5 protein-coding genes and 1 riboswitch are annotated in these 5131 nt (G+C 51.9%); of the genes, 1 reads left to right on the top strand and 4 read right to left on the bottom strand.

The features are described 5' to 3' along the window. Nucleotides 1-200 precede the first annotated feature (200 nt). Nucleotides 201-416, top strand: coding sequence for a DUF1858 domain-containing protein (locus ACO6BQ_RS11850; RefSeq protein WP_489121195.1), 216 nt, complete (start codon nt 201-203; stop codon nt 414-416). A gap of 92 nt (nt 417-508) precedes the next feature. On the opposite strand, the gene ACO6BQ_RS11845 is transcribed toward ACO6BQ_RS11850, so the two are convergent. From ACO6BQ_RS11845 to amrA, 4 genes are all read right to left on the bottom strand, one after another. Next, nucleotides 509-1183 carry an ABC transporter ATP-binding protein gene (locus tag ACO6BQ_RS11845; RefSeq protein ID WP_489121190.1) on the bottom strand — a complete coding sequence of 225 codons (675 nt, stop codon included), beginning with the start codon at nt 1181-1183 and terminating at the stop codon, nt 509-511. A 99-nt stretch (nt 1184-1282) separates the two neighbouring features. After that, entirely contained in the window at nt 1283-2323 is a 1041-nt protein-coding gene (locus ACO6BQ_RS11840; RefSeq protein WP_489121189.1) for a FecCD family ABC transporter permease, read from the bottom strand. Nucleotides 2324-2348: 25 nt separating this feature from the next. Continuing rightward, on the bottom strand, nt 2349-3518 hold the full coding sequence (locus ACO6BQ_RS11835) for an ABC transporter substrate-binding protein (protein WP_489121188.1): 1170 nt from the start codon (nt 3516-3518) through the stop codon (nt 2349-2351). Nucleotides 3519-3740: 222 nt separating this feature from the next. Beyond that, a riboswitch (cobalamin riboswitch) is annotated at nt 3741-3933 on the bottom strand. Between the two features lie 132 nt (nt 3934-4065). Then, a partial coding sequence (gene amrA, locus ACO6BQ_RS11830; RefSeq protein WP_489121184.1) for an AmmeMemoRadiSam system protein A occupies nt 4066-5131 on the bottom strand: 1066 nt, incomplete at its 5' end.

Raw genomic sequence — 5131 nt, 5'->3', positions numbered from 1 at the left:
GTCTCCTTGTTCGGACGAAAAAATCTACGCCAATCTGACGGACTTCATTTTATCAACGATTCCTTAACAGTTTTTCTTATGAACATACATACAAATGTTGCAAATGACACTTTCTTTTTTGAAATCTTGTGTTATAATTTGAAACAATCGGGGGGATTCCCCTTTACTGTCGATTATCTTCATCATATAGGAGGTCTATCATGGCGATTACAAAGGACATGAGCATCATTGAGATCGTGCAGACGTATCCCGACACGGTTGAGATTCTCATGAATGCAGGAATGGGCTGCCTCGGCTGCGCGGCCGCGCATTTCGAGAACATTGAGCAGGGCGCAATGGCGCACGGCATCGACATCGATGCACTCATCAGCGAACTCAACGCTGCCATCGGTGCGTCGTCTGCGGCAGCGCAGTAAAGAAATTGCTGATAAATGCCAATCCCCCCGACCGTGGAGTATTCCATGGTCGGGGGGCTTTTTGCTGCATTGCCACAATGATCGCCGTGTAATCAGGAAATCGCCTCGAGCGGAATCACGTGCGGCACATCGTGTTCATCGACATAGACTTTTGTCTTGACACGATATACCGTCTCCATCATACGCTCTGTAAAAATCTCCTGCGGTACGCCCTGCGCATACACTTCCCCGTCCTTCAGCACGATGAGCTCATCGGCGAACTTCGCAGCCAGATCGAGATGATGCAGCGTGACCAGTGTCGTGAATTGATTTTCCTGCGTCAGTCTTTTCAGCAGCGTCAACAGTTTGAACTGCTTATGCAGATCCAGTGCGCTGGTCGGCTCATCGAGCAAGAGTACCGACGGTTCCTTGACCAGTGTCTGCGCGATGAAGACGAGCTGCCGCTGCCCACCGCTCAGTGCCATGATGCTGCGCGATGCGAGTGCCTGCATATTCAGCCGCTGCAGCACTTCCTCCGTCGCACGAATGTCCTCCTCCTTGACACGAAAGGACAGGGAGCCCATACGCCCCAGCATCACAACCTCGAAGACACTCAGATTGATCTTGCAGTCGTTGTCCTGCGACAGATAGCTTACCGTGCGGCTGAGTTCCCCGATGTCATATGCCGCCATCGGCTTGCCGTTGATCTGAATATCCCCTTTGCCGGGCAGAATTCCGATGATCGTTTTCAGCAGCGTTGATTTCCCCGCGCCGTTCGTTCCGATCACCGCAGTCAGTTTGCCGGTTTGAGCGACAAAGTCAACCCCCCCGCAGGATATTCTTCTCGGAATCGGAGGAATATCCAAAGGTCAGATTATGAACTTCAATCATTTGAAATAGCTCCTTTTCCTAGTCAACACCAGCGAGAAGAAAAAGGGTACTCCGATGATTGCCGTCACAATGCCGATCGGAAACATCGCCCCCGGAATCAGCATCTTGCTGCCAATGGACGCGAGCGATAGGATCGCCATACCGCACACCGCGGAGAGCGGCAGGAAATACCGCTGATCCTCACCGACCAGCATCCGCGCAATATGCGGCCCAACGATGCCGATAAAGCCGATGGTTCCCACGAAAGAAACAGCGACTGCGGTAATGATTGAGATGAACAGAAAGATCTTGACTCTCAAACGCTCGACATTGACCCCCAGACCGGACGCCTTCTCATCCCCAAGCTTGAGCGCGGTCAGCCGCCACGATTCACGCATCATGAGCGGAAGCATCAGAAGCAGTACAATGAAAACAATGGAGATGTTCACCCAGTTCGCCTTGGACAGACTGCCCATCGTCCAAAACACAATATTCTGGAGAGCCTCGGGGGTTGCCATGTACTGCATTAGAGACTGAAGTGCCTGAAACAGGAACATCATACCGATACCGGCAAGGATCATTGTCTCCGAGGAAAAGTTTTTGATCTTGTTGATGGAGTATATGAAGAAGCTCGTCAGACACGCAAATACGAACGCACCGAAGGGCACCATAAACTCCCCCAGCAACTCCAGTGAATCCAGCCCAACCACCACTGCAAGGGATGCCCCAAATCCCGCACCTGCCGATATACCGAGTGTGTAAGGGCTGGAGAGCGGATTGTCCAGGATTGTCTGCATTCCCGCACCTGCAATCCCCAGGGAGGCACCGACCAGCAGTGCCATAACCGCCGTCGGAAGCCGAATCGACCAGACAATGACACTGGCACTTTTAGAAGCCTCGGGCGACTGTATCACAACCAGCCACACATCATACGGTGTCAGCGAGGCGGGACCGACGATCACGTCGGTCAAAAAACTCACTGTACAGACCAGCAGCCCGAGAAAAATAAGAATGATTCTGCGGTAACTATGCTTCTTATAGTCAAATTGCTCCGCCATATCTCCCACAATTCCAAACCCTTCTCTACTTCAACTGCATGAACCACGTTCCGCCATAGGAGAACGGAAGGAATTTTGCGTAGAACTCCTTGAGCGTCGCCTCCGGATCTACATCTGCGAACTCCTCGGGATAAAACGTTTTTGCCAGGTACTCGAATACCGCACAGTCATAGATATCACGCGGCAGGCCGTGATGTGTTGAATATACCTGCTTGTTCTTGACCGCCTTCAGCTGCCCCCAGCCATCGCGCTCCGTGAATGCCTTGAGGAGCTGCTGCGAATGTTCTTCGTTCGTTTCAAATCCGAGGCGCATGGAGGTCGCCTTCTTCGGCCAATAGGAGCCAATAATCATGATGATGTCGGGGTCCTTTTCCAGAATGAATTCGGGGTTGACAGGTCCCGCCGACTCGACGACATCCTTGGTGATAAGATCCGCGCCGCACACCGTTGCCAATGCTCCCCATGCAACCTTGCTGCTGTATGCAAATCCATACCCCTCGGGCCCCTCGTTGCCCGTTTCGATATAGACGGTCGGTTTCGGCTTGTTGATCTTATTGACACGATCAACGACCTTGGTCACGCGATCCGTATAGAACTTTTTGAGTTCCTCTGCGCGCTCCTCCTTGCCCAGAGCCTTGCCGATCACCTCGATGGAACGCTGATGATTTTCGAGCTTCTCTGCATGATAGTCGATGTAGATGGTCGGTATGCCGGCCGCATCGATTTTTGGTTTCACATCGGACTCGTACTGATCTTTCATATTCAATGGGATAAAGATGACATCTGGATTCAGAGAGATGACCTTCTCCGTATCGAATGTTTTATCATTTACAGAGCCGATGAGAGGGATCTTTTCGAGCTCCGGCAGATCCGCTTTGAAATGATTCCACATATCGACGCGGTATTTGCTCAAATACGGATCAATGCCAACAACAAGATTGGCAACATCTTTGCCTGTCAGTGCTGCCATCGTCATAAACGCGCCGCCCGATGCACTCCACTGCACAACAACGCGCTCTGCCGGCTTTTTGAGCGTGACCTTCTGTCCTGTGACATCCGTAATCTCAATGGGCTTGTCGTTCTGCGCCGCATCCTTTTTCACATCTCCCCCGCCCCCGCAGGCCGTGAGAATCATGCTGACCATCAGAAGAAGTGCCGTAACAACGACAGCCATGCGTCTCTTTGTCTGAAACATAAACACACCTTTTTCCTTATTTCTTGAAAACCATACTCCTTGAGAATCGCCGATAAATAAAATCCATCGTGTTTTATTATTGTTTCATACAAAAAGCCCCTTTCCCCAACTAGAGGAAACGGGCTGTGCGCTCGACCTCACACAAACACCACACCAAATAAGCTCAGGCATAGTATGAGCGTCATGTTTACAAAATCTCCATCCCCGTCACTCGCAGGTCAGTCGGTGATTGTCAACTAGGCAGTTCTCCTGGCTCCAGTTCATCGTTCCTTTGCGCCTTCCCAAGAAAATATCTCAGTGACCAAGGACGCTGTGCGTCCTTCTGCAAAGTCGCTCGCTGTTACAGTGGCGTGACCGCTTTGGCTTGTACCAAATTCCCTATTAAGTCAAGGAATCCCTGATAAAATGAAGTCTGCCAGATGATGGCAGGTTGAATTTATCAGTGCTTCCTTCAACACCTAATCCAATCATATGAAATTTTACCCATGATAACATGCGCTTTTTAATGTGTCAATCAAAACATATAACGCTGAAATAATTGTATTTTCTAACAATGACGTTCCACTGTGAAACGTGCAAGAGCAACTGTCTCCTTGGGCTGAATACGTGCCTTCTCACGCGCAATGGCGATCTGCTGCTCTGCCGTATCAATGCCCGCGAGATCGGGCAGGAGCAGCCCGCGACGATTGTCCGTCAGGCTCTTGACAATCACACCGTAAGTTTTGGGGTCAAGCTGCGCCGCAGACTCAATCGGCTCGGGCGTACTCAGCACATCCACCGAATAGACGAGACGGTTCAACTCATGCTCCTCAATCGGTTCAAAACGTCCGTCGTGCGCGGCGGCAGACACCGCATTGTAGAGAATCTCCTCGGCAAGGCTCTGCTGCGCAGGCACAAACGTCCCAATGCAGCCGCGCAGCTTGCCGTATTTCTTGATGGATACAAACGCGCCCGCGCGGCTCTCCGTCAGTTCCTGCGGCAGTTCTGCGGGAAGCGGCAGATAAGAATGTGTCCGCACAAAATGCTCGACACTCATGCGTGCAAGCCGCACATAATCATCCTCCGCCGCACGCAGTTCAGCAATCGCCCGATCCTCTGTATGCACAAGCTGCGCCGCGAAGTCATTCGCCTCGTTCCGACCTGTCACGGTGAATGAGGCAACGGCATACCCCACACCAAATGGAGCTTCGTAGCTGTGCAGATCTGCATCCATCGCCGCACAGTCAAGCACACCCGCGAGCACCCACAGTCCGTTTAGCTCGCAGTGCCCCGCCATCTCGGCAAAACTGCCCGGAATCCGCAAGAGCGAGAGGAAATCCCCCGTTTTTAGAAATGCCGTGCAGAGCTCATCAAACTCCGCGCCCTCGGGCGCAAAGCCATTTGCACCGCCCTCCATGAGACGATGCGAGAGATCGCCGCTCGCGATGCAGATGGTACGACGACCGAGCCGTTCTGTAGTCGCCGCAATCAACTGCCCGAGCAGAGCATGTGTATGCGCGGGCAGTCCCGCGATGCCGATGCGGACAAATTTAGTCGGTGCATCTCCCAGATATTCACTTAGGGAAACACTGAAAAATTCTTTTGTTGCACGATTGAGCTCCAAAATATTACAA

It is taken from the genome of Centipeda sp. (in: firmicutes), from assembly GCF_057271695.1.
The sequence above is the reverse complement of the archived record's forward strand: the minus strand, read 5'-3'. Positions and strand labels throughout refer to the sequence as shown.